A 24,605-nucleotide genomic window follows, 5' to 3' on the forward strand; every position below is an offset into this window, starting at 1 on the left:
CATATTCGTGACATCTCTGCCCTCTTCTCCTCAAAAATAACAGTCATTCATAGTGAAAGAATTCATTTTTCATAAAAATAAAAGATGAAAAATATACCAATATATAGTAATCTCTTAATAAGACATTTAAAGGAGAAAGATATGATTGAACTAAGTGGAAAGTACAACAAAGCAAAAGTATTTACTACGAACTTAGACAACAAAGCAAGAGAACAAATTGTAGAACTTTGTGATCAGGAGTTTGTGAAAGATAATAAAATTCGCATTATGCCTGATACTCATGCAGGAGCTGGATGCACAATTGGAACAACCATGACAATTGGAGATAAAATTGTTCCTAATTTAGTTGGGGTTGACATTGGTTGCGGGATGGCTGTTGCCAAGTTGAATGTAACAGCAGAGCAGATATCTTATGATCAATTAGATGAAATGGTCCGCAAACATATTCCAAGCGGTTTTTCGATGCGTCACAATCCACACTCTTTATCAAATGCGATTCCATATAACGAGGTACGAGCTCCGATTAATGTCCATCGAGCGAAATACAGCATTGGAACATTAGGCGGAGGTAATCATTTTATAGAACTAAATCAAAGTAAACATGGTGATGTTTATCTTGTCATTCACTCTGGCTCCCGCAATCTCGGCAGACAAATTGCCGATCACTATCAAAATCTAGCATATGAAAGATTAACAGATTTAAGCGAACAGAAAAGAGATCTTGTGGAGAAACTAAAAGCAGAAGGCAGACATGGTGAAATCCAAGATGCTTTAAAATCAGTCGCGACCTCAAACATCAAAAAAGCACTCGCTTACTTAGAAGGTCAAGGATTTGAAGATTATATGCATGATATGAAGATTGCCCAAAACTATGCTCTTTACAACCGTCGCGCTATGATTGAAGAAATCGTTCATCATATGAAGTGGAACATCACCGAGCGATTTGATACGATTCATAACTATATTGATATGGACAATATGATTCTTAGAAAAGGAGCAATTTCTGCTCAAAGAGATGAAAGAGTAATTGTGCCAATGAATATGCGTGATGGAAGTATACTTGCGTATGGAAAAGGAAATCCAGACTGGAACTACTCTGGTCCTCACGGGGCCGGAAGACTGATGTCACGTACGAAAGCAAAACAAGTCGTACCTTTTGAAGATTATAAAACAACAATGAAAGATGTCTGGTCAACATCTGTTGTAGAATCTACGCTAGATGAAAGTCCAATGGCATATAAGACCATGAAGGAAATTATCGAGCATACAAAAGACGCGCTGACTATTGAAGAAGTAATTAAACCACTTTATAATTTTAAAGCACATTAAAGAATAAACATCCTAAAAAGGAGACTAGAATACTAGTCTCCTTTTTCTCTCTAATTCATATACGTCCCACCGTTAATATTGATTGTCTCCCCTGTAATAAAGTCAGCCATATCTGAGGCTAGAAACAATACGCTATCTGCAACATTTTGCGGTTTACCTAACTTTCGAAGTGGAATGCGCCCTGTTACAGATTGACGATATTCCTCTGTCCATTGACTGCTCATATCTGTCTCAACAGGACCTGGACATACGGCATTCACATAAATATTGTAAGGTGACATTTCTAAGGCAAGGTGCATCGTTAAATAGTTTACCGCTGCTTTAGATGCTCCGTAAGACGGGGCCGCGTTTTTATGCGCTGTTTTTGCTGTTGTCGAGCTAACGTTTACAATTTTTCCTCCATTTTGTTCTATCATATGAGGTAAAACGGCTTTGCAAAAATAGAGTGTACCATTTAAGTTTACGTCAAGCACGCGCTGCCAGTCTTTAATTTCCATTTCGAGCGTAGATGATCTCATATTCATCCCTGCATTATTGACTAAAATATCTATTCGGCCAAATGTATGAATGGCTACTTCGACAACTTCATGAGCTACATGTGGATCTGCTACGTCTCCCGCTTTTACAATACATTCTCTTCCTAATGTTCGGATTTCATCTGCCAAATTTTCAAGAAGTTCAACATTTGTTCCATGAATAATAAGAGAAGCTCCTTGTTTGGCAAGCGTTAGGGCAATGGACTTCCCAATTCCACGGCTTGCTCCTGTTACAATCGCTATCTTATTTTCTAGCAGCATCGCAAGTTCCTCCACTTATCGTTTAATTTCTTCCTCAGTAAGCTGAACATACTTGATTGTTTGTCTAAAATACGTAAACGCAATATGAAGATTTCCATCTCTTCCTTGCTTAATCGATGGATAGGAATATTCTCGGTTAAGTTTATCCTTTGAGTTATTTGTCATCGCATAGCCGTCTCCAACTTCAATATCCTTCACAAAAGGCCATGTCACCCCGTTGTCTTCTGAAACGGCAACCGTCATCGGAGCACGAGGAGCTCCCCAGAATGCTTCTCTCTCTCCACTATCCTCTACCGCTTCTGTCACTACATTTTCTTCACTTTCTTCGTCCTCAATATCGTCGTAAAGAGATGCTCTTCGTTCCGTGCAATTTTCAGCGTTCATGTTGTTGAAAACAAGAGCCAAATGGCCATTTGCTAACTTTGTAAACTGAATCGAAGAATTGTTGTTTGGCAGTTCTGTCGGCTTAGGCTCACTCCATGTTCTTCCACTATCAGCTGAATAGCTGATGTAAATATAATCTGCCCACCTGCTTCGAAATAGGGCTAAAAGAGTTCCATTATCAAGCTTCTCAATATTCATATGAACACATCCAGTGCTGTTTGGCACTTCGTATTCTTCCCATGTTTTCCCTTCATCTTTTGAAATTTTTACAGCACTTGTATCTTTATGGCCCGTCCACTTTCTCCCTTTCGTTGTATGACAATAAAACACTGGAAGAAGCCATTCACCATTATCTAACACAACAATTGGCTGACGAATAAATGTCCCTGCTTGATCAAATAGCGTTTTAATAGGGCCAAACGAATGCCCATTATCTTCTGAGATTCGGTAGCGTACAATCGCTGTATCTTGATTCCCCGACTTTTGGGCTGTATACAATAACCATATCTTCTCGTCTGGAGCTTTAAATAACACAGGATTTTGTTCTGAACGAGTTGGATCATCTGATACTTTAACTGCTTTGCTCCAAGAACTTTCTCCTTTTTTTAACCGAGATATATAAATATGAATGTCCGGGATTCCTTCTTGCGTTCCCGCAAACCACGTGCATAGTAGATCTCCATTATCTAGTACAAGCAAGTTTGCGGCATGATTTTGAATGCAATCAGAAGGTAAATAGGCTTCTATCCTTTTTAACCCTTCTGTTACCTCTTTTAATTTTCCATCTGAAATAATAACTGTTTGATTGCTCATTTTTTGCCACTCCTTTTGGTTGTTTAAATTTTCGCACCCTTTAATTCTGAACTTTCAGATATATTTCGTTTTTTATTTCCTCCGATGTAGCGATCAATCACCATCACAATAAATGGCGTGATAACAGCAATATACATATTATCAATGCCGTATGGATCTCCAAGTAAATACCATAGGGACGTTAATACACCTGACAAACCAAGTCCAATCGTTGCTCCTCGATTTGTACTGAAAAATGGAAGATAAAATCCCATAGCAGCTACAACAGCAATAGATGTTCTTAATGCACGAGTGAAAAATGACAAACTTAGCAATTCTGGAGCTAATACAACCCCAATTAAAGGCACAAAACCAACCACAATAGAAACAATACGCGTTACTTTCATAAGTTTTTCAGAAGATGGTTTTGCTTTTGGAGCATAAAAGTCATCAATGATTAACGTTGTTGTTGCAAGAGCAACAGTTGATACTCCTACAAAAATAGAAGCGACTAGAGATGTTGCTACAATAGCTGTTAAGATAGGATTCATATGCTCTAAAAATACTGGAAAAGCATAGATAGGGTCAATATTTGGGTACAAATAGCGGGCACAAACTCCGATAATTCCAATGGCAATCGCTAATGGTAAGCATAACAATGCAGCATACAAACTTGATCTTTTCGCTTCTTTTGCACTTTTGGATGAAGTAATTGCTTGAATGATAAACTGTGTGGAAAAAATAGCACCCATATTTCCAATAAGCCAAGCAAAAATTGTTGCACCACCAATTGTTCCATCCCATGTAAAATAGTGTGTGGGAAGCTCTGCTGCTACAGGCTTAAATCCACCGCATAAATAAATGGCTACCACTACTGTGATCATGATTCCCGCATATTTAACAAGTGAGTGAAGAATGGTAACCCATGCTACGCCTTTCATTCCCCCAAAAGTGAAGTAAAACGTACTGACAATTGCTGTAATAATAGCGCAAGTCATAAGCGGTAATCCTAATATAGAAGCAATAGCTGCTGAACCACTTAAATAGTTTCCTAGATTCACAAGAAGAAGGGCTACAATCATAATAACGGATACTACCATCTTTGTTGACTTTCCAAACTTTTGTTCAATAATTCCTGAAATTGTATATTTTCCAGTTCCATAAAACTTATTTACAAGAAAGAAAGAAAAAAGGAAAAAGGCAATTGTTACAGTAATCAGTGACCAAGAGGAAGCAATTCCGTTTGTAAACGATGATTCTGCCGTTCCTACTGTAGACTTTGTTCCAATGAACTCTGACATTAATAGAATTCCAACAACAATCGCTGGCAGTGATTTTGCTGCATTGTTGAATTCAGCACTCGATTTACTTCGCAACCTCATTGTTAGCCATGTTGTAAATAATATATATACGACAATAACACCTAGTACAAAAGTTAAACTCCCCGGATTTAACGTTTCCATCCTCCGCATCCCCCTATAAGGATCTTTTCCAGCTTTTAAAATCCTTGTTTTATAAATCACCTTACAACTCTATCTACCCTATAAAAGATAACGCTTACATGTGTATTCCTAAAGGAGAAGGCCTTAAAAGCCTCCACTTCCTTATGCTATTTCACCGCTTCTTTTGGAGCTAATTCCGCTGCTGAAGCAATAGCTGCCAGCATACTACGTTCATCAACAATCCCAGTTCCTGCAATGTCAAAAGCTGTACCATGATCAACTGACGTTCGGATAACTCCCCCGTTTAATCCAACTGTAATATTAACTCCTTCTTCAAGTCCTAACACTTTGATTGGCACATGCCCTTGATCATGATAGCAAGCAATCACAATATCAAAATCTCCTCGAACTGCTCGGAAAAAGAGGGTATCAGCCGGATATGGTCCTGTAACATTCATTCCTTCGTTTGCTGCTTTTTCAATAGCAGGAACAAGCTTTTCTTCCTCTTCTCCTTCACCAAAGAGACCATTTTCTCCAGCATGAGGATTAATCCCGCAAACGGCGATCTTCGGATCACTGTACCCAGCTCTTTGTAGTGTTTCATGCGCTAATTTCACCACTGTGTACGTTCTTTCCGGATTAATTAAATCAATCGCTTTTCTTAATCCAACGTGAGTTGTAAGGTGAATCACTTTTAGTTTTGGGGATGACAACATCATAGAGTAGCTTTTTGTATCTGTTAGTTCTGCTAAAATTTCAGTATGACCAGGATACGAATAACCACCTTTATGAAGCGCTTCTTTATTTAACGGTGCTGTGCAAATAGCGTGGATTGCTTTCTCTTTGGCTAGATGAATGGCTTTTTCAATAAATTTGAATGCAGCGCTTCCTGCCTCAGGTGAAACCTCCCCAAATGGTAAGTTCTCTGGAAGAAGATCAAGACTAATGCAATTTATCACACCATGAATAAATTTCCCTTCGGTAACATTGTGAATCTCTCGTATCTCTGCAGAAGACTGTAGCAACTCTGCAGCTCTTTTCAAAATTTTTGCATCGCCAATAACAACCGGGTCACACATTTCATAAACCGAAGAATGAGCAAGTGCTTTGACAATAACTTCAGGTCCTACCCCAGCTCCATCTCCCATTGTAATTCCAATAATAGGTTTCATAATAGCCTCCTCAAGCTTCAAATTTCAAACCGTTTTATGATTTAAAGCATCTAAACGATCGCTTTTTCTTCCTTGCAGTTTATAAAGCGATTTCACCATTGCTAGTTCAGTTCCAAAGCTTCCTGCTTTTGTAACGGCAAAAATCTCTTGATTATCAAGCTTTCCGAGTGGAATCCCAGCTTCCACCTCATCCATGAGTTGAAAAGAGTTTGCGTTTAACCTGTTTAGTACTTGCTGAGCGGTATCTCCCCCTGTAAGAAAGAGGTTCTTAAGACCGTAAACTTCTATAAGTTTGCACGAAACGTCTCCAAGCATAGCTGAAATTTCGTTACTTATTCTCACAGCACTATAACCATATTTCTTCGCCATTTCTTGTGTTTCTTTCACTTTTGCAGACGAGAACAAGGCAACATTTTTCCCGTATTTAAAAGCTTCGCCAGCTTCAGTTAGAATGCGATGAATTTCTTTTCTCAACCCTTCCTTTGGCTCTAGAATGTTTTTCGGGTTTATTTCTAAGCCAACTGTGTTTGTTCTACATTGGAGTGTGTGAAGCTGATTTCTACCAACTTTACTTACGCTTCCTACAACAAATAAAACTGGATTGTTATTATAAGTAAGCTGAAGCTGATCTCTTTTTTTTTGTAATCCGTAAAGAGGCGGTAAGTAGTTAATAAGCCCTGTCGATCCGACCCAAACAACAGAAAGATCTGTTTGAGCAACGGCTGTGACAAGAGAGCTTAAATCTCTTTCTTCAATCGCATCAACTGTTATATATGAAATTCCTTGTTCTTTAAATTGAGCAAGCTTCTTACCCACATTTTCACTGCCGATTCGCAAGTCTTTATAAAAAAGGTGACCAACCTTTCGTTTAGCTTGTTGTTCAATTAAATGTGAAATTTCCGACTCTCTTACAGGAGTTTTAGGGTCATTTGCTACTTCTGTTTCGTGAAGCTCCTTTTGATGCAGAAAGTGAATACCATCTACAACTTGACGTCCTGCTTTAGGAAAAGCGGGTGAGATTAACACAAAATCGGGACAAAAAACATCCGCAACAGCATTGATTTCTTGCCCAATGTTTCCTCTCATTGTGGAATCAATTTTTTTGTATACAATATCAAATGGTTGTTTCTGAACCCACTTCGCTACTTTTCTCACTCTTTTATAGGCTTCATTTTCAGCTAAAGCACGGCTATCTGTATTAAAGATAACAGCTTGGTTTTCTTGAACTTTTTCATGATATTTTTGCAGAACAACAGATACATCAAGCCCATATTGGACTAGCTGACCTCCGCAATCACTTGCTCCAGTTAAATCATCAGAAATTACGGATATTCTCATCAATCATCATCACCTTTACGTTAAACAAGTAGTTTGCGGTAGATTGTTTCCATATCTTCTAAGCTTAGCTCTTTTGGATTGTTATTTAAAAGACGCGTTACTTTTGAAGCCGAAACTGCTAATGAAGAAACGTCTTCTTCTGTTACTCCATACTCTTTAAGATTTTGTGGAATTTCTAACAAGTTAGTCCATTCTACGATTTTTTCGACTACTTTTTCTGCTGCTTCTCTTTCGGTTAACTCTCTTGTGTCAATTCCCATTGGTTGGGCTACTAGAGAGAGACGTTCTTCAATTGCGTCCATATTAAATTTCATTACGTGTGGAAGGAGCATAGAGTTCGCAACACCGTGTGGAATTTTAAATTTGCCTCCTAACGGATAAGCTAAGGCATGAACTGCTGCTGTTCCTGCGCTTGTTAAAGCCATTCCTCCGTACATTGAACCAAGAAGCATTTTCTCACGTGCTACAACAGAAGAACCATTTTGATATGCTTCAACAATGCTAGCTGAGATAAGACGAATAGATTCCATTGCTACCATGTCACTAATTAAATTTGCTTTATTTGAGATAAATGACTCAAGCGAATGTGTGAACGCATCCATCCCTGTTGCAGCCGTAATTGGGCGAGGCAAACTAAGCGTTAAAATAGGATCAAGAAAAACAAGGTTTGGAAGAAGATGCTTACTGACTACCCCTATCTTCAGTTCTTCATCAGGAATAGTTACAATGGCGTTTGGCGTTACTTCAGAACCTGTTCCTGAAGTGGATGGAATTAAAAGTGTTGGAATTCCTGGTTTCTCCACTAAATCCGTTCCTAACATGTCTTTAAGGGATTGTTTATTTGTTGCTAGAACAGAGAGAATTTTAACTGCGTCAAGAACGCTTCCTCCCCCAAGTCCAATGAACACATCATATTGTTGATGTTTTATAGATTCGAAAACTTCTTCAATATTCTGAAGTGTAGGTTCTGGAAGAACGTCAATGTTTATATCTGATTCAATTCCATGTTTGGCTAAGTCATTCTTCACTTGCTCAACAAAACCCAAACGTTTCATCGTTGGCTGTGTCACAATTAACGTTCTTTTAAGCTCTTCCCCTAAAAGATGAAGATACTCTCCTATATTTTTGAGACTATCAGCACCTGAAATAATATGATCAGCTGTTTGAAATTGATATAAGTTTGTCATCTACTCGCCCTCTTTCCTTTCTATCATTCACTTACACTTTATTTTTTGTAGCCCTCAACCATCTTCTGAATATGAGCAAGTTCCATTCCTGAAATCGGTTGAACAGGGAACTTCGGTGGCCCGACCGGAAGCCCATAAAGTTCTACAGCCTTTTTTAAAGCTGCTGGTAACGTTCCATATTGAAAAGTATCACGTAAAGGATGTAACTTTTGTTGGGCTTCTTCTGCTTTATCCAGATTACCTTGGGACCAATTGTTGTAAATATCAACAACTATTTCAGGAATCATATTGGCAGTTGCTGCTATTGCGCCAACGCCGCCTTCTTGTAACGTTTTTAGAATAAGAGAATCTGTACCTGCTAATATGCTAAAGTCTTCTTCCTTTGTTTCATAAATATACTGTTTAATATTTTCGAAGTTTCCACTGCTATCTTTAATTCCGATAATATTGTCAACCTTAGCTAAAGTTGCCACTGTTTGCGGATTTAAACTCATCCCAGTTTTTGAAGGAATGTTATATAGAAGAATAGGTAGAGAAGTTGAGGAAGCTATTTTTTGAAAATGAACAATTACCTCTTCTTGCGTTGGAGTAACAAAATAAGGGGTAATGATAGAAAGAGCATCAACTCCTAATCTCTCCATCTTGTTAGACAAAGAAATCACTTCTTCTGTGCTATTTCCTCCTGTCCCTACAACAACGGGAACTCTTCCATTTACTTCTTCTACAAGCACTTCAGCAATTTTTAATTTTTCTTCTTCTGTTAATAAATGAAACTCACCGTTTGTACCTAGAGCAAAGAGCCCGTGTACTCCTGCATCAATAAGCGAGTTTGCTAGCTGGCGCAATACAGGTTCATTAACTTTCTGTTGAGCTGTTAAAGGTGTTAGTAACGCTGGAATGATGCCTTTTACTTTCATTTTGATTTCCTCCTTATTAAAAGCGAGCTTCATTGTTTATTTTTAAAACACAATGTGTTTTAAACTATGTAAAGCGTTTACAATATTCATTGTATTACCTTATGTTTAATTTAGCAACATTAAAATTATAATTGTTTAAAAAATAACGAAAATTGTTTAAAAATAAAACAGTTGCCTTTATTAAAAAAGGCAACTGTTTTATTTACTTTAACTTTCGCCATAGGGTTGTGCGGTTAATTCCAAGTCTCTGAGCCGTTTTCGTTTGGTTCATTCCTTCTTCTTTCCATACTTTTTGGATGATTTTCCGCTCAATCTCTTCTAATGTGCCGTTTAAGTCTATATTGGCTGAAACTTCAGTTCTTTCTTTTATTACAGTAGCTTTCTTAACGTCTTTGTATTCTAAAAATGGGCCTTTGGCAAGGACCATACTCTCCTGGATAAAGCGCTTTAGTTCATTTAAGTTGCCATTCCATTTCAACCGTTTCAGTTCTTCTACTGCCTGAGGACGAATTCCAACAATTTGTTTTCCAAGCTTTATATTTAACTCTCCAATAAGCAAAATAGTCAAGCTTTCAATATCTTCCGTACGATCACGTAAGGAAGGAAGGGAAAGGATCGTTCCAGCTAAAGCATAGTACAATGGCGGATATAACTCCTCAATTTCTAGCAAGTGTTTTGGGTCTTGCTGAGATGAAGAAAGAAAACGAGATGCTTGGGCCTCATTATTTACATAAAAAGCGAGTTTTTTTTGAAGTGATAAAGGGATATATTCCACATTTTTCAAGAAAATACTGCCATGAACATGATTAGAGAACAAGTGCTGCAGACTTTCGTTGCTTAGTAACTCTTCCCATTGATCAGCATCTACAACATTGCAATCAATCACAACAAGCGGATACTGGCGTCTACCGCTATTAAAGTGAATGTATCGTGCAAGTCTGCTTTTTCCTGTTCCCTCTTCACCACTGATCCATACGGATACATCTGTATTGGCACACATTTCAGCATTTGCGATAGCTTCTTTCATTACATTACTTTTTGTTGCTATTCCCCCTAAGCTGTTTTTGGTTATATATTCAGTTGAAGGTGAAATAACAGATATACCATTTGCCTGCTTTTCATCTAGAAGCCCCTTCGTTATTCGAAAAACAAAAAGCTCTGAACTCTCATTTCGAAGTTTGTTCCCTGTGATGTTCCAGAAAGATCCGTTCATCTGTAACATCGTTTTGAATGTTCCTTGTGTTGATGCGTAACGGATGGCTTCTTTTAAATTAAATTTGTGCTCGAGTTCATTTCCAATCTTCTCCGAGAAAGAAGGATTAGAGAATAGAGCAGCTCCGTTTATATCATATACAATAATTGCTTCTTGCTCTTCTTGTAGAAGCTGATGCGATATTAAATATTTTTTGTGTAAAGAAGAGAGAAAACGATAACTTCTTTTCGCTTGTTGAAACGATTTTAATACGCTCTCTTTTCCAGACGTTAATAAAATTCCGTTTAACCCTAATTCTTCTGCTTTCTTTGTTGTACTAGCATCACCAATAATATTTTCATAGCCCTTTTGCTGTAAATTAGCTAAAATAGGCTGAATTTCGTCTTCTTCTGTTATTTTAAAAGAAGAAATATCAATATCTAAGATTTCGCAAATTGTAGCTGCTCCCTCTGAAATAGGAGAAAACCCTACAATAGCTGTTTTACCCGGGTAACCTTTAACAAGGGTTAAAACACGAAGCATATCGTAACCTGAAACTTCTATTTCAACAACGGGAATCGAAACCTTTCTTTCGATAAGCTCCGCTGTTCCACCGCGACTAATAATTACATCTACCCCGTGATCACAGGCTTTTTTCGCAAGCGACAACCCTTCCTCTAAATCTCCAATCTCTACTTGAAGTTCGAAGTCTTCCTGTTCTCCTAAACTTATCATTAATTCTTTTAGCCCTGTATAAGGTGCAATGGCCATTACCTTCATCTTATCACCTTCTGTTTCTGTTGCAAATTTAAACACATCTTTAATATATCAAACTTTCCTATTTATTCAAAAGTAAAATAATTGTGGAAAAGAGATTTTAAAGATAGAACGATAAGCAACATTCCTTTAGACGATGAATCGTTGCCACTTATATAGAAAGTTAGCACCTATACTATTTATAGAAAGAAGTTCATCACTATCCAACAATCAGAAAAAATGGCATAATAAAAGCAGCTATCTTATGAGGAGTCGAAGTATGGAAAAAAACAAGCAAAAAGAACAAAAACTTGCGGAATTTCAGGACGTATTTCAAAACGTATTTCGAAAGCTAAAAAAGCAAAACGACCTTTTCCCTAAAACAAAATATAATCTAGCAGATGGACATATTTTAATTCTTCTCTATCTTTCTAAAAAAGGAAGATGTACAGCTTCTGAAGTGACGTCTTATTTAGGAATCACGTCAGGAGGGGGTACAGTGTTAACGAGCACCCTTTTTAAACATCATTTAATTGACCGAGTGCGTTTAGAAAGCGATCGAAGAGTTATTCAACTTTCACTCACTGAGGAAGGAAAAAAGGTTGTAAATGAAGTGATAAAGCAACGAGCAGAGGCATTTATTGAACTTTTTCGAGATATGAAAGATGAAGAGATTGATCAAGTGACAAATGTGTTTAAAAAGTTGGACAACTTGTTAACATAAAGTAGAAAAGCTGGCCTTTACTAATAAGGCCAGCTTTTCTACTTTAAAATATTTTAAGCAAAATATTTTTCCATGATAATATACGATTGCCCTCCTTTTATAAATTCCTTACCCTTTTCATATAATCCAAACTTTTTATAAAAATTGATCTTATGCGCTCTTGCGTTACACCAAACTTTACATGCTCCCTCTTCTTTAGCTCTTTCTAGTGTATACCTTAACAACTTGCTTCCATATCCTTTTCCTTGCTCTTCTTCGGTTGTTGCAAATTTTCGAAACTGCGCTTGTTCCCCATCTATGAAAAGAGAAACTACAGAAATTAACTTTCCTCTTCTAAAAAAACCAAGATGAATGCCAGATGAATCATTTTCTAATTTTCTGTACTCTATGCTTTTATTCGGCCACATCACTCTGTGCCTTATATCCCAAGCTTGTTCTTTCTCTATATTAACTATTGTCCACTCCATTTTCTCACTCTCCCAACCGAAAGATTGCGATTAAGCAAACTGAACTGTCAATCCCCCCTTCTTAATAGCGCAGTTCAGCCGTTTATTTATCTCCTTTAATTCCTGCTCCGCACAGCGGAATTACAATACGCTCACTTTTTGCACCTTCATATTTGGAGTAACCCGCATAGTTTGCGGCCGTTGTAGGCTCCACGTAAAAACCTTTGTGAGCTAATTCGACGCGCGCTTTTTGAATTTCTTCTTCTGCTACTGTAATAAACTGACCGTCTGTCGCACGAACAGCTTCTAAAATTTGCGAAGCTCGAGCAGGCGCTGCAATCGCTATTCCTTCTGCTACTGTTTCTTTAGTGTCTTTTCTCTCTTGTTTTTCATTATCACTAAAGGAATCTGCTAAAGGTGAACAGTTTTCAGCTTGAACAGCAATTAGTTTTGGCAATTTATGAATTAGCTTACACTCTTGTAATTCTTTTAATCCATAATATGTGCCTAACAGTAACGTTCCATTTCCAACAGGAATAATAAGTGCATCTGGGAGCTTTTCACTTTGTTCAAAAAGCTCATAGGCATAAGTTTTGGTGCCTTCATAAAAGAATGGATTGTAAACATGGCTTCCATAAAATACTTTTTCAAGCTCAACAGCTTCTTGAGCCGCTGAAGCTACTTCTTCTCGTGTCCCTTGAATAGCTCTTACATTAGCTCCATGCGCTTTAATTTGAGCTATTTTCTTAGGAGATGTTGATTCACTAAGAAAAACATCACAATGAATCCCTGCACGTCTCGCATAAGCAGCAATTGACGTTCCTGCATTCCCGCTGCTGTCAGCAATCACCTTTGTAACGCCTAATTCTTTTGCTTTCGCCATTAAGACAGCTGCTCCTCGGTCTTTAAATGACAAAGTTGGCATCATGTAATCCACTTTCACAAAAGTATGGGGCACATTTTCATCTAATCTAATAAGTGGTGTATAACCCTCTCCCATTGTAATCGTCTTCCATATCGAACAATCTTCACTAAATGGCATAGAAGAAACATATCGCCACATTGTACTTTGTCCTTTTTTCCATTTCTCTGGATTTATCTCCCCTTTCTCTTTCTTTAAATCTAACAAACCTCCACATTTACATTTCCAGATCATTTCAGTGACATTATATTTAGTTTCACATGAATGACAAATATACTGCTCTTTCATTTCTAATCTCCTTCTATATTTAGTCTTCAAAAAAGGTTATCTCTCTCTTAAATTCATCATTTCATCTATCTATTGGCACAATAGAATTCAAAATTCTGTCTTACAAAACTATTAAAATTCTTCATTTAGCTATTCCGATTTCTCATATTATTACGGAATCAGTTTAAAAATCACTTGAAATACTCTTCATATAAACTCAATTAATAATTTATAAAAAATTATACAATATTAAGAAAATATAATGTTTATACGTATAATTATATAAAAAAATATACAAAATTCAACTAATATAATCATTTATATACTTTTTTCTATCAATTATTGTATAATATAAAAAAGATTATAGAGCAAACAAGCCTATATCTAATAAGAGGCCAATACAAGGTGGTTATTATAAAGTGAATGTTTCTAATCAAGAATTAAAAAAATATATCCCTATTGCAAATTTAATTGCTAAAACATTTGGAAAAGATTGTAAAGTTGTAATTCATGATTTAACGGTTCCTCAAAACTCTGTCATTTACGCGGTCAATAATCATGTAACAGGAAGAACTATTGGTCAACCTTTTGATCACTTAGTAAAGGAAGTATTATTATCTCGCGAATTTCATGATGATTATGTAGCAGGTTACAAAACATATACAGAAGATGGGGAAGAAATAAAATCATCGACGGCTTTGATACGGGGAACAGATGATAAAGTAGTTGGAGCTCTTTGTATTAATTACAGCATAAAAAATATGATTCATCTCCAAGCATTCTTGCAAGATTTTATAGGAACTGATCAAGAAGAGACAAAGGTAGACACAATAGAGCCGGTAGAAAACGTGGTTGAAATTGCAGATGATTTAATTGAACGAATCATTTCAAATCATAATCAACAACACTTGAAAAGAAAAGATAAAATTAAGCTTATACAATTTATGGACGAAAAAGGGATCTTCCTTATTAAAGGCTCTGTTGATAAGGTAGCCGATAAGCTTGGAATTTCAAAAGTAACAGTATATAGCTACTTAGATGAGATTAAAAAGAATAGCTTTAAATAACAAGAGAAACTCCTTTAGGAGGGGTTTCTCTTGTTATTTTACTCTATTTCCCCTATAAACCAAATCTCACTTTCCTCTTTCCCTCTCTTCAATAATTTGTTCTTTGTAGCCTCATATTTTTAATTCATCAGAAATGGAGAGCCCCCATTTCCTAGAGTTGTCCTCTCCTAATTCTAGAAGCCATTTTTGTTCTTCTTATACTCTAAGATAAAAGGAAGTCTAGGAGAGAACAAAATAACCTCTAGCTTTACAAAGACGATTAAGCAATTATCTTTTTAAAATTCCCCATCATCGCCCTGAAATCTGTTAATAGTCCGTTGCCCCACTCCCTCTGTTCCTTTACACTTAAGAAAGTGAAAAAACAAAATCATTCAAAAGGAGGAAATGAGCGACATGCAAGGAATTTTATTTGCCTTTTTAGGAGGAGCATGCATTACTCTCCAAGGCGTTATTAACACACGAATTAGTGACACAGTCGGCACATGGCAAGCTGTCTCACTTACCCAATTTGTTGGGTTTCTGCTTGCCTTATGCATTTGGGTTGTAAAACGAGATGGACATATAGCTCAAATTAAAAAAGTAAAACCACTTTATCTTTTAGGAGGTGGCTTTGGTGCTCTTATTATATTTAGTGAAGTTACCGCTATTCAACATATTGGAGTAACATTTGCTATCTCTATTCTTTTAATCTCTCAGCTTTGTACAGCTTTTTTAATTGATATAAAAGGTTGGTTTGGGCTTATAAAACAGAAGATGAAGCTTCCTCAATTTTTAGGGATTGCGATTATGATTGTTGGTGTTCTTATTTTAAGTTATAAATAAGCAAGATACATATTCATCACCTCATGAAAGAAGGCATTGGAATGTTAATTGGTATTTTGCTCGCTGCACTTGCAGGAGCCGTTGTAAGCCTACAAACGGTTTTTAATAATAAAGTGAACGAAAAAACCGGTTCATGGACAACAACAACAACTGTACTAGGAATGGGATTTTTATGTTCTTTCATTGTAAGTTTGATTGTAGAAGGAAAAAATACGTTTGAGCTACAAAATTTACAAACATGGCAATGGTTTGGAGGAGTAATTGGAGTTGGAGTTGTTTTTTGTTTAGTACAAGGGATGAAACGCCTTGGACCAACGTTTACAATCTCCATTGTTTTGACATCACAGCTCGGAACCGCTCTTTTATGGGATTCGCTAGGATGGCTGGGATTAGAAAAAATCCCCTTTACATTTAATAAGCTATTAGGAGTTCTTGTTATTATTGCTGGTATTTTAGTATTTAAGTTCGGAAAAGGGAAAGAGGGAAAAAACTAACGATCACTTTTAATCCTCTATACATACATGAAAAAGGCAGCCAAAAGGCTGTCTTTTTAAATACTTTTCATTTCTATCTACCCTTTTACTTTCCTTTGTCCTTTATGTACTGAAATCCATATAAAAGCAGAGAATCAATAAAGAAAATGAGAGCTAGCCCCCACTTTTTTAGGCGTACTAACGACACAATTCCTTGCTTTTTAAAAAAATCTACTAATACAAAGGTAAAAAGGGAATCAACGAACAGATTCAGCAATAAAAACTGAACAAAGCGACCATATGTTAATTTTAAAATCCACATTGAGCCTATTAAATAAGGCCCCCACATTAAAGGAAATTCACCAGATAATTTTGGATGAAGTTTTTCTTCCCAGTGCCACCAATTCTTTTTTTTTGCTATAAAATGAACGATTCTTACAACAAGAGAAATGCATAACGCTGCCGGCAGATACCTCTTAACAGCTCTTTTACCAAGCAATGGTAAAGAGAACCAAGGTAGAATTAGCGTTAGAGATAACAATACCTTTGGGAATTTTAAGATGCTCAAAATCTCCCTCCTTTTTTCATCTGCTAATAGTATTTCCAGAAAAGAGAGAAATATGAAAGTTTGATTCTATACTATGCATAGAAAAGAACATCATAAGTAGGAAGTTTCCTTAGTAAAATGACTCCATTTCCTTCCCATCAGTAGTGTCTTTGAATCGTTTTTATGAAAGGTAAGCTGATTGAAATAAGTGACTCATAATCTAAGTTCCCTGCTTATTTCTCTTAACGAAGAACCTGTGCTACTTCCCTTTGTCGGTGAAATTGAAGAGGACCGAGCTAAACTGGTTATTGAAAACACTTTACAATCTTCCATAAACTTAAGGGTACATATATTCCCGTTGACTTATCAGGCGTATTGACTGTTAATGAAATGGTGGCACATTAATTGTTCCAACTTATACAGTCGCTAAAATTAATTGACGTAAAAAGTACGCTTTCTGGCATTCATCCTGAAATTGCTCAAACGTCAGTTAGAATTGGAATCGAATTTAATAACTTATCAGTTTTGTTAAGCACTTGGAAAGCATTAACTGCTTACAAAATATAATACTAAAAAAACCCTCAGACAAGCTGAGGGCAGAAGTGAATTTATGGAATATGCAAGGAGCATCATGAAAAGCTAATGCTCCTTTTACATACATATGAAAGGAAAAGAAAAGATGTGCACACATACACCATATTAAAAATATTGGAACTAACACATATTTTTTCCTTCTGTGAGCTGGATTGTCGTAGTGTTTCAAGTCATGAAAAAATACATTTTTTTACTAGAGTCACTGAATACATTATGTTTCTTTAAAATTTTAGACTCTGAGTACATATCTTACATTCTAGTCAACACTTGAAGTTTTTCTTTCTTCTCTGACAACCTTAACCATACTCCACCCATTAGTATTGCGCCTGTTAATAAAAGAAATGGAATACCATACCCATGGAAAAAGTCGACGGACAATCCAAATATCATAGGAGACAGCACAATTGCTAATTGGTTCAAAGTCAACGCAAAGCTAACTGTCAAACTAATAAAATGTGACGAAGCTTTCTCGGAAACTAAAACAATAAATAAACTGAACCAACCAATTCCTAAAAACCCAACAAAAAAGCAAAGTACGGTGTTTCCTGCTATTGATAGATGACTTGGTAAAAAGATAAGAGCTAATAGAAAAAAGACTGTGGCCAGTATTGTAAGCTGCAACGGCTTGCTCCGATTTCCGTTAAAAACGGTATCACTTATAAAAGCAAGCACAATTCTTCCGATCATGCCTCCAATTAAACAGACACTAAGCAGAAGACCTGCTGTACCTAATCTAATATGGAAAGCTTGATGAAGATAACTCATAAGATGGGCAACAAGGATGATTTGAAACGAAATCATCGTCACGCCAATGAAAAAAACAGGATAAAGACTTTTGTTATTCTTAATTTGGTGAAGTTTCTCCATAAATCGTTCTTCTCTTTTATCCTTTCTTTCTATTTTCATATCTTTATAGAAAAGAAGAAAAATAATCCCTCCTATTATGGCAACAACAGATTGCAGAAATAATGCAGAAGCTAAATGAAACTGGTAAAAAACAATAGGTAAAAATGCGGAGGCTAAAGCTCCTCCAATTGGAATTCCCGTCTGTCTAATCCCCATCGCAAGGCCTCGCTGTTTTTTAGGAAACCATTTTATAATAACGCTGCTCCCCCCTGGTTGGGCCGTTCCGTACCATACGCCAACAAAAGTGAGTACTACAATAAGGAAAGCATAATGATGAATAAAAGCGGCGAAAAAAATGTTTAAACCAAGGATGATTGCTCCTCCTCCCACAATCCACTTTTCACCAAACTTATCCATTAAATCTCCAAAAAACAACATTGAAAATATCGGACCAATGTTAACGGCAGAAACAATTAAACCTGTTTGGAACTGTGAAAGAGCATATTCTTGTTGATAAAAGGTCGCGAGCGGTCCCATTCCATACGTAACAAATGTTGCCGCTGTTTGAGCAACAGTGGCAATAAGTAAAACAATCCATTTGTAGCTTGTTTTTTCTAAAAGGTGCTGATTCATGTAAGAAGGTGGTAATCCTGATTTGTCAGCCATTGTACCAAGCTCCTTTTAATTTCTAATGTTTTTAGAAAGAGACATAAAAGTTTAGCTCCCTTTCCTTTTGAAACAGAGTTAAAATTAGTATAATATCTTATATCTATAAATGGTAGGGTTCTTAAGGAAGGAGTTTTTCATATTAAAACAATCGCTGATATCGCCAAGCTCGCTGGAGTAGCAAAGAGTACTGTGTCTCGCTACTTAAATGGCGGCTCGGTTAGCTTACAGACAAAAAAGAAAATCGAGCAAATTATTCAAGAACAAAATTATATTCCAAATACGTTTGCTCAAAGTTTAAAAGCTAAGAAAACAAATATGATCGGAGCTATTGTCCCTCGCTTAGATTCTTATGCAACTTCGCAAACCTTAACAGGAATGGACAAAGAACTAAGAGTTCAAAATTATCATTTGTTAATTTCGAATACAAACCAAGAGCAACAGCGTGAAATTGAGGCTATCTATGATTTTGCAAGACAGAAAGTTTCCGGAATAATCTTGCTTGCTGCAGAAGTGACGGAAGCTCATCTAACAGCCCTTAAGAAAGTTGATATTCCTGTTATTTTAGTTGGGCAAAAACACAGTCAATTACATAGTTTAATTCATGATGATTTTAAAGCTGGCTATATAATGGGGAAACATATTTTAGAAAGTGGCCATCAACAAATCGCTTATTTAGGCGTAACAGAGAAAGACGAAGCAGTTGGAATAAAGAGAAAACAGGGATTTCAAAAAGCCATTGCCGAACACCATTGTGAGATTCAATATTATGAAACAAGCTTTAAAATTAAAGATGCGATAGAAGTAGCTTCAAACATTTTTGATGCCTCCCTCCCTTCTATTGCTGTGTGTGCAACAGATAATATTGCACTTGGGGTCATGAAAGCTGCCCATGCGAGAGGCATCCGTATCCCAGAACAACTCTCTATTACAGGATTTGGTGGCTATGACACATCTGAAATTGTTCATCCTGCTCTAACAACTGTGCATTATGCTTACCTACAAGCAGGGGAACTTTCTGCCCAACAAATTATTCAGCTCGTAGAAGATCAAAGCGTTAATATGTGTTCTACGCTAGATGTTACACTAATTGATCGAGAAAGCGTTGACAAACGATAACGTATCTATTATGATAGTCACAACGAAACCGGTTCCATTTCTTGAGTAGAATTTGGAATTGGTTTTTTCAAAAATTTTATTGGAACCGGTTCCTTAAACACCTTAAGATTCAAAACTGGATGATGAGGATGAAAAAAATGAAAAAGATGACAAGAGAAGAGAAGTATAGGTATATTGAACAAGCTCCTCCTGGAGAGCTTGAGCGCTTAAGAGAAAAAGTTTCAAAAAGTCCATGGCGTCAAAAATATCATATCCAACCTCAAAGTGGATTATTAAATGATCCAAATGGGTTCTCTTATTACAATGGAGCTTATCACCTCTTTTATCAGTGGTTTCCCTTTGGTCCTGAGCATGGAATGAAATATTGGTTTCATACGATTTCTAAGGATTTAGCTCACTGGGAAGAAGTTGGCATTGCGATTAAGCCTGGCGGACCCTATGATTCTCATGGAGCGTATTCAGGTAGCGGAATTGTTAAAGATAACAAATTATATCTTATGTATACAGGCAATACGCGTGATCATTCTTGGGTAAGACATCCTTTTCAATGTATGGCAGAAATGGATCAACACCATTCAATTACGAAATTTAATCAACCCGTGATCTCTCACGTTCCATCTGGATATACAGATCATTTTAGAGATCCAAAAGTATGGAAATCAAATGAAGACTATTTTTGTGTTATTGGCGCACAGCGGGATAATAAAACAGGTTGCGTAGTTCTTTATCAATCTAAAGACCTCCTTCAGTGGGTTTTTAAAGGTGAGATTCTTACAGACCTTAATAAATTCGGTTATATGTGGGAATGCCCAGATTACTTTGAAATGGATGAACACGGTATCCTCCTCTTTTCTCCCCAAGGGATTGAACAAGAGAAGGAAAAATACAACAATATCTATCAATCTGGTTATCTCGTTGGCAAACCTTTAGATGTGACGTCAAGAATATTTGAACATCAACCATTTAAAGAGTTAGATAAAGGATTTGATTTTTATGCCCAACAAACAACCGAAACTCCTGATGGTCGTCGAATTTTAGTTGGATGGATGGGGCTTCCTGATTTGGAATATCCGACAGACAAAGAAGGATGGGCACACTGTTTAACACTTCCGAGGCAAATTAGTATAAAAGATGAGAAATTAATTCAGCGCCCTGTTTCAGAGCTAACTCTTCTCCGTAAAAAGGAGAAAAATATAAATATTAATGTTCATAATGAAACGAAAAAATTAGGGGATTTTCACGGCACAGCTTATGAGCTTATCTGTGATATTGAAGACATAAAAGCAGAGCGAGTTGGAGTAGAATTCCGAGCGAGTAATAATGAAAAAACCGTTCTATCCTACGATTTTATAAATCGCGAGCTTGTTCTAGACCGGTCTTTATCTGGGCTCCCTTTAGGAAATAAAAATGGAAACATACGTCGCTGCTCTTTCAATGCTCAAACACTTAAGATTCACATGTTTGTAGACGTCTCTTCTGTTGAGATTTTTATAAATGATGGTGAAGAGGTTTTTACAAGTCGAATTTTTCCTAATGAGAGCAGTCAAGCTATTCGTTTCTTCGCTCAAAAAGGAAGTGCTACGTTTAAAGCTGTGAAATGGGATTATTAAAACATAGTAGGTGAACAGATGGGAACATTATTTGCAATTGGTGAAGTATTGATAGATTTTATTCCTTTAGAAAAAGGAATGGCTTTAAAAGATGTTAAATCATTTGAACGAGCGGCAGGAGGTGCCCCAGCAAATGTGGCGGCTGCAGCTGCTACATTGGGAGCCGACGCTTCGGTCATTACAAAACTAGGTAACGATCCATTTGGAGACTTCCTAATCGATCAATTATTACGTGTTGGCGTACAAACAAACCTTATCAAAAGAACAAATGAAGCCAACACAGGCTTAGCTTTCGTTTCATTACAAGCTAATGGAGAGCGTAATTTCTCTTTTTACCGAAATCCTTCTGCCGATTTACTTTTAACGGAAGAAGAAATTGATTCAAATTCATTTACAAGCCAAGATATTTTACATTTTGGATCTGTGGATTTAATCGAGTCACCAATGAAACACGCTCATTTGCGAGCAATTGATGAAATGAAGAAAAAAGGTGGACTCATTAGTTTTGATCCTAACGTTCGCCTTCCTTTATGGCATGATTATGAGGAATATCGTCGTACCATTCAATCTTTTATTCCAAAATCAGACCTTTTAAAAATATCAGAAGATGAATTAGAGTTTATAACTGGAATTCAGGACAAAAAGAGAGCCATTTCCTCTCTTTTTATAGGAGATGTACAAGCTATTCTTTACACAAAAGGAAAACAAGGCTCCGAGCTTTTTCTAAAAAATCGAAGTTTTGGTTCAGACGGTTATCAAGTTGACGCACAAGATACAACAGGTGCAGGAGATGCTTTTATGGGAGCTTTCTTATATCAGCTGCTTCAATATGATGTACAAAAGGAAAAACTCCATTCTATTCTACTAGAACATCATGAAACATTGCTGCAATTTGCTAATGCAAGTGGAGCTTTAACAACAACTCAAAAAGGAGCTTTTCCAGCTCTCCCAACTCTTATAGATGTACGACAATGTATGAGGAAAGGAAAGGAATGAAAATCAATGTCTGAAAATCAAAAAATTGCAAAAGAAGTATTAGAAGCGATTGGTGGGAAAGAAAATATCGCATCTTTTGCTCATTGTGCTACTCGCCTTCGAATTATGGTTCATGACAAGGAGAAAATTGATCAAGATAAAGTTGAAAATATTGATAAAGTAAAGGGAGCTTTCTTCAATTCAGGACAGTTTCAAGTCATCTTTGGAACCGGTACTGTCAATCGTATTTTTGAAGAAATCGAAAAGCTAGGAATTGAAAGTTCCTCAAAAAAAGATGTGAAAAAAGAAGGAAATGCTTTTCAACGAGCAGTTCGAACGTTTGGAGATGTCTTTGTTCCTATTATCCCTGTATTAGTTGCTACAGGATTGTTTATGGGCCTGCGAGGGTTGCTCACTCAAGATGAAATCCTTTCATGGTTCGGAGCGACACCTAAAGATATTCCGCCAAACTTCCTTCTATATACGCAAGTCTTAACAGATACAGCCTTTGCCTTTTTACCTGCTCTTGTTGCATGGTCTGCGTTCCGCGTTTTTGGAGGAAGTCCTGTACTTGGAATTGTTCTTGGACTCATGTTAGTAAATCCTGCCCTGCCAAATGCTTATGCTGTTGCAGAAGGTACCGAGAAAGCGTTAACAATGTTTGGTTTTATTCCAGTTGTCGGCTATCAAGGCTCTGTTTTGCCTGCTTTCTTTATTGGTTTAATTGGAGCGAAATTTGAAAAAGCATTAAGAAAGCGCATACCTGAAGCGTTAGACCTTATTTTAACTCCTTTTATTACACTAGCCGTTATGATTACATTAGGACTTTTTGCGATTGGTCCTATCTTCCACTCACTAGAAGAATGGGTGTTAACAGGCACAACATCTGTGCTCAACTTGCCATACGGAATTGCAGGACTTGTAATTGGTTTCTTTCATCAAATTATCGTTGTAACAGGTGTTCATCATATCTTTAATTTCTTAGAAATCCAACTCCTTGAGAAGTATGGAAACAATCCGTTTAACGCCATTATTACAGCTGCAATGGCTGCCCAAGGTGCTGCTTGTTTAGCAGTAGGACTAAAAACAAAAAATAAAAAGTTAAAAGCACTAGCTCTCCCCTCTTCGTTCTCAGCTTTTTTAGGAATTACAGAACCTGCTATTTTCGGAGTTAACTTACGCTTTATGAAACCATTTATTATGGGGTTAATTGGCGGTGCTGTTGGGGGATTTCTTGCTTCCTTCTTCGACTTAGCTGGAACAGGTATGGCCGTAACTGTAATTCCTGGTACACTCTTATACTTGAATGGTCAACTTTTTCTTTATATTTTAACAAATGTTGTAGCAATAACCGTAGCATTCACTCTCACATGGTTATTCGGGTATAAAGATGCACCTCAAGAAAGCTCTCTAAACAAAAAGATAAAAGAAAAGGAGACAGTCAATAAAATAAACAACTCGCTCACATCGCTAGAAATTCCTTCTCCAATTAAAGGAGAAGTGATTAAATTAGAAGAGGTTCCAGACCCTGTTTTTGCTCAAAAACAAATGGGAGAAGGAATGGCTATTCAACCGTCAGAAGGAAAAGTCTATGCTCCATTTGACGGTTCAGTCGGTCTTGTAGCTGAAACCAAACATGCTATTTTCCTAGAACATGAAAGCGGTACCCAACTATTAATTCATATAGGAATTGATACAGTGAACTTAAAAGGCAAAGGATTTACGTCCTATATCAAAACAGGAGATACGGTAAAAGCCGGTCAGCTGATTATGGAATTTGATTTAGACGTAATTAAACAAGCAGGTCTTTCATCCATTACGCCTGTTATTATCCCTTCTGGACTTCCGTCAGTCAAAGAAGTATTACCAAAAAGAAAACACAGTAAAGAAACAGTACTCGCTGTTCAACTTAGTTAGCCTCTTCAAACAAAAAGAGTAGATAACAATATCTACTCTTTTCGTTATAAAAATATTCAAAATACTCGTTGAAGTTTAAACACTAGGGAGAAAAACAAAAACAATTTTTTGAATAATAGTAAGAACAAGAAATCCTAGTATGAAAGATAATATTCCTCCCCATACGATACTATTAAGGTCTTTCAATATATTCATATTGTAAACCTCCATATTCTTTTTACTTACTGTTCTCCTCATAGACTTTTTAAGAATCACTGTACATCCATCACATAAGGGGATTTACTATATATAAGCAATAATAAAT

22 protein-coding genes are annotated in these 24,605 nt (G+C 36.7%); 10 read left to right on the forward strand and 12 right to left on the reverse strand.

What is annotated here, in order from left to right:
• Positions 1-141 precede the first annotated feature (141 nt).
• On the forward strand, positions 142-1,329 hold the full coding sequence (locus tag B9N79_RS12310) for an RtcB family protein (protein ID WP_040061310.1): 1,188 nt from the start codon (positions 142-144) through the stop codon (positions 1,327-1,329).
• Positions 1,330-1,379: 50 nt separating this feature from the next.
• Here the strand turns inward: B9N79_RS12310 and B9N79_RS12315 are convergent, their stop codons facing one another.
• The 8 genes from B9N79_RS12315 to B9N79_RS12350 form a co-directional block, all read right to left on the reverse strand.
• Positions 1,380-2,126, reverse strand: a complete 747-nt coding sequence (locus B9N79_RS12315; RefSeq protein WP_019393656.1) for an SDR family NAD(P)-dependent oxidoreductase — start codon at positions 2,124-2,126, stop codon at positions 1,380-1,382.
• 15 nt (positions 2,127-2,141) lie between these two features.
• Entirely contained in the window at positions 2,142-3,323 is a 1,182-nt protein-coding gene (locus B9N79_RS12320) for a sialidase family protein (RefSeq protein WP_040061308.1), read from the reverse strand.
• Between the two features lie 23 nt (positions 3,324-3,346).
• Complete coding sequence (locus B9N79_RS12325) at positions 3,347-4,765, reverse strand: sodium:solute symporter family protein (RefSeq protein WP_040061306.1); 1,419 nt, start codon at positions 4,763-4,765, stop codon at positions 3,347-3,349.
• 146 nt (positions 4,766-4,911) lie between these two features.
• Positions 4,912-5,916: a 4-hydroxythreonine-4-phosphate dehydrogenase PdxA gene (gene pdxA, locus B9N79_RS12330; RefSeq protein WP_019393653.1), complete on the reverse strand. Its 1,005-nt coding sequence runs from the start codon at positions 5,914-5,916 to the stop codon at positions 4,912-4,914.
• A gap of 24 nt (positions 5,917-5,940) precedes the next feature.
• Positions 5,941-7,254, reverse strand: coding sequence for a four-carbon acid sugar kinase family protein (locus B9N79_RS12335; protein ID WP_040061304.1), 1,314 nt, complete (start codon positions 7,252-7,254; stop codon positions 5,941-5,943).
• 20 nt (positions 7,255-7,274) lie between these two features.
• The gene (locus B9N79_RS12340; protein ID WP_040061302.1) at positions 7,275-8,441 is read right to left on the reverse strand and encodes an iron-containing alcohol dehydrogenase; all 1,167 of its coding nucleotides are present in this window, start codon (positions 8,439-8,441) and stop codon (positions 7,275-7,277) included.
• A gap of 38 nt (positions 8,442-8,479) precedes the next feature.
• Positions 8,480-9,358 (reverse strand): 4-hydroxy-tetrahydrodipicolinate synthase, encoded by an 879-nt coding sequence (dapA, locus tag B9N79_RS12345; protein ID WP_085118429.1) that lies wholly within the window; start codon positions 9,356-9,358, stop codon positions 8,480-8,482.
• Positions 9,359-9,560: 202 nt separating this feature from the next.
• Positions 9,561-11,330, reverse strand: a complete 1,770-nt coding sequence (locus tag B9N79_RS12350; RefSeq protein WP_040061423.1) for a sigma-54-dependent Fis family transcriptional regulator — start codon at positions 11,328-11,330, stop codon at positions 9,561-9,563.
• Positions 11,331-11,586: 256 nt separating this feature from the next.
• Between B9N79_RS12350 and B9N79_RS12355 the strand changes: the two genes are divergently transcribed.
• Positions 11,587-12,030, forward strand: a complete 444-nt coding sequence (locus B9N79_RS12355) for a MarR family winged helix-turn-helix transcriptional regulator (RefSeq protein ID WP_040061299.1) — start codon at positions 11,587-11,589, stop codon at positions 12,028-12,030.
• Positions 12,031-12,083: 53 nt separating this feature from the next.
• On the opposite strand, the gene B9N79_RS12360 is transcribed toward B9N79_RS12355, so the two are convergent.
• Together B9N79_RS12360 and B9N79_RS12365 are read right to left on the reverse strand one after the other, a co-directional pair.
• On the reverse strand, positions 12,084-12,497 hold the full coding sequence (locus B9N79_RS12360; RefSeq protein WP_040061297.1) for a GNAT family N-acetyltransferase: 414 nt from the start codon (positions 12,495-12,497) through the stop codon (positions 12,084-12,086).
• Positions 12,498-12,579: 82 nt separating this feature from the next.
• Entirely contained in the window at positions 12,580-13,686 is a 1,107-nt protein-coding gene (locus tag B9N79_RS12365) for a threonine synthase (protein ID WP_040061295.1), read from the reverse strand.
• A 398-nt stretch (positions 13,687-14,084) separates the two neighbouring features.
• Between B9N79_RS12365 and B9N79_RS12370 the strand changes: the two genes are divergently transcribed.
• The 3 genes from B9N79_RS12370 to B9N79_RS12380 all read left to right on the forward strand — a co-directional run bounded on the left by B9N79_RS12370 (position 14,085) and on the right by B9N79_RS12380 (position 16,048).
• Entirely contained in the window at positions 14,085-14,732 is a 648-nt protein-coding gene (locus B9N79_RS12370; protein ID WP_085118431.1) for a helix-turn-helix transcriptional regulator, read from the forward strand.
• A 393-nt stretch (positions 14,733-15,125) separates the two neighbouring features.
• The gene (locus B9N79_RS12375; protein WP_040061292.1) at positions 15,126-15,554 is read left to right on the forward strand and encodes a DMT family transporter; all 429 of its coding nucleotides are present in this window, start codon (positions 15,126-15,128) and stop codon (positions 15,552-15,554) included.
• Positions 15,555-15,595: 41 nt separating this feature from the next.
• Positions 15,596-16,048 carry a DMT family transporter gene (locus B9N79_RS12380; protein WP_040061290.1) on the forward strand — a complete coding sequence of 151 codons (453 nt, stop codon included), beginning with the start codon at positions 15,596-15,598 and terminating at the stop codon, positions 16,046-16,048.
• Between the two features lie 85 nt (positions 16,049-16,133).
• Here B9N79_RS12380 and B9N79_RS12385 read toward each other — a convergent pair whose 3' ends face one another.
• Complete coding sequence (locus B9N79_RS12385) at positions 16,134-16,595, reverse strand: hypothetical protein (protein WP_048896816.1); 462 nt, start codon at positions 16,593-16,595, stop codon at positions 16,134-16,136.
• Between the two features lie 384 nt (positions 16,596-16,979).
• Here B9N79_RS12385 and B9N79_RS26135 point away from each other — a divergent pair, with 384 nt between their 5' ends.
• Positions 16,980-17,141, forward strand: a complete 162-nt coding sequence (locus tag B9N79_RS26135) for an STAS domain-containing protein (protein WP_156134636.1) — start codon at positions 16,980-16,982, stop codon at positions 17,139-17,141.
• A 276-nt stretch (positions 17,142-17,417) separates the two neighbouring features.
• On the opposite strand, the gene B9N79_RS12390 is transcribed toward B9N79_RS26135, so the two are convergent.
• Entirely contained in the window at positions 17,418-18,680 is a 1,263-nt protein-coding gene (locus B9N79_RS12390) for an MFS transporter (RefSeq protein ID WP_231573199.1), read from the reverse strand.
• 141 nt (positions 18,681-18,821) lie between these two features.
• Here B9N79_RS12390 and B9N79_RS12395 point away from each other — a divergent pair, with 141 nt between their 5' ends.
• The 4 genes from B9N79_RS12395 to B9N79_RS12410 all read left to right on the forward strand — a co-directional run bounded on the left by B9N79_RS12395 (position 18,822) and on the right by B9N79_RS12410 (position 24,301).
• Positions 18,822-19,799 carry a LacI family DNA-binding transcriptional regulator gene (locus B9N79_RS12395; RefSeq protein WP_046217573.1) on the forward strand — a complete coding sequence of 326 codons (978 nt, stop codon included), beginning with the start codon at positions 18,822-18,824 and terminating at the stop codon, positions 19,797-19,799.
• Positions 19,800-19,936: 137 nt separating this feature from the next.
• Entirely contained in the window at positions 19,937-21,409 is a 1,473-nt protein-coding gene (locus tag B9N79_RS12400) for a glycoside hydrolase family 32 protein (RefSeq protein ID WP_040061288.1), read from the forward strand.
• Positions 21,410-21,427: 18 nt separating this feature from the next.
• Positions 21,428-22,405 (forward strand): carbohydrate kinase family protein, encoded by a 978-nt coding sequence (locus tag B9N79_RS12405; RefSeq protein WP_040061287.1) that lies wholly within the window; start codon positions 21,428-21,430, stop codon positions 22,403-22,405.
• Positions 22,406-22,411: 6 nt separating this feature from the next.
• Complete coding sequence (locus B9N79_RS12410) at positions 22,412-24,301, forward strand: sucrose-specific PTS transporter subunit IIBC (RefSeq protein WP_040061286.1); 1,890 nt, start codon at positions 22,412-22,414, stop codon at positions 24,299-24,301.
• Positions 24,302-24,605: the final 304 nt, after the last annotated feature.

It is taken from the genome of Priestia filamentosa (genome assembly GCF_900177535.1).
In the GTDB taxonomy this organism is placed as follows: Bacteria; Bacillota; Bacilli; order Bacillales; family Bacillaceae_H; genus Bacillus_I; species Bacillus_I filamentosa.